This window comes from Bacillus massilinigeriensis, from assembly GCF_900111815.1.
Taxonomy (GTDB): domain Bacteria; phylum Bacillota; class Bacilli; order Bacillales; family Cytobacillaceae; genus Mesobacillus_C; species Mesobacillus_C mediterraneensis.
Map to the genome: position 1 here is coordinate 1 of NZ_LT630006.1, position 1329 is coordinate 1329.

The 1329-nt window shown below is 32.6% G+C and carries 1 protein-coding gene; it reads right to left on the reverse strand.

Annotated features, from left to right (window positions below):
- Positions 1 to 285 precede the first annotated feature (285 nt).
- Positions 286 to 1230, reverse strand: a complete 945-nt coding sequence (locus tag BQ5796_RS15730) for a DUF1672 family protein (RefSeq protein WP_071461336.1) — start codon at positions 1228 to 1230, stop codon at positions 286 to 288.
- Between the last annotated feature and the right edge of the window lie 99 nt (positions 1231 to 1329).

Here is a 1329-nt window from a genome sequence, read left to right on the forward strand (position 1 = left end):
TTTTTATTTTTTGACATAGGTCCTCCTTGGACATAAATGATGTAGTTTAAATATGAGTAAATACGACCCTTTTATCCAATAATTGTATAAGAAAAGGGATTGATTGTATATTAACATGGTAACTGTCTATGCTTATCAAGCAATAAACAGTAACAAAGGCCTAAACTAATGGCTTTATAAATATGAAGTTGATTGTATAGGATTCATTACTTAATCGAGAAAGTGCAGATTACAGCATAGTGGGATTTTTTTATCAAAACAATCTATATACTTTGATAAACCCGCTTACTCCTTCACTATTAGGTGGTTATAATTTGTATCAAGAGAGCCTTTTTTACTTCCAAGGCCAGAAAGTTTGTTTACATAATTATCGTGCAGATGAATCCTGTAGGATCCATCAGGGATGTTATTAGCGTTTTTAATCTCTTCACTGATTTTGTTAAAAACATTAACATCTGGTTTTGCACTTTTTTCCTTCATGAAAAATTGGATAGAAACAAGAATATCATCAGGTTTCAATTTGATAGAATTATTGTAAATGTTTATAATCTCATTTTTTGTTATAACTGGATTATCTAAGTAGGCTTCTAATAAAGGTTTAAGGGAGTCGTTACGAACATTTAAATAGAAGCAAGGTGTAACATATCCAGTATATGCAAACTTCCGTGTAAGCTCAGGATTCTCTCCAACGATAGGATATTTTTTTGAAAAATCATCTGTAAGTTTTTGAAGATTAGTAAATGCTTCTTCGTTTACTATTTGATAAAGTGCTGATTGTATAGACCTCTCCACAGCTCCGTCTTCTGACCCAACCTTGTTATAAAAAACCTTGTTTTCTTTGTCGTTAATAGGAACGATCGCATATGTATGGAAATTGAGAAGTCCTTTTGATTTTACAAAAACAGTAGCGGCACCATCTGCACCAATCATATGCTGTACTTCAACTTCTGTTTTATATTTATCTAGGAAAAACTCTTTAACAGCCTTTTCAATTTCTTCTCTGTTTTTTTTCGCAATCTTTTCTTCTTCCTCGCCGCCCTTCATACGATAACCTTCACCGGTATAATCTTGAACACTAACGTACCGTTCATCGGTTTGGGTATTATTGCTTGTAGCTTTTGGTTTTTCCTCGTTTTGATTTGTGTTTGATGTGTCCATATTTAAGCAGCCTCCCATTAATAAAGCAGATCCAATGCTTGCGATTAATAATCGTTTTTTATTTTTTGACATAGGTCCTCCTTGGATGGTACATAAATGATGTAGTTTAAATGAGTAAATACGATCCTTTTATCCAATAATTGTATATGAAAAGAGCTGGTTGTATACAAA

What these genes read in the sequence shown, in the direction of transcription:
- BQ5796_RS15730 (WP_071461336.1), bottom strand. Translation starts at nt 1,230, where the DNA reads ATGTCAAAAAATAAAAAACGATTATTAATCGCAAGCATTGGATCTGCT.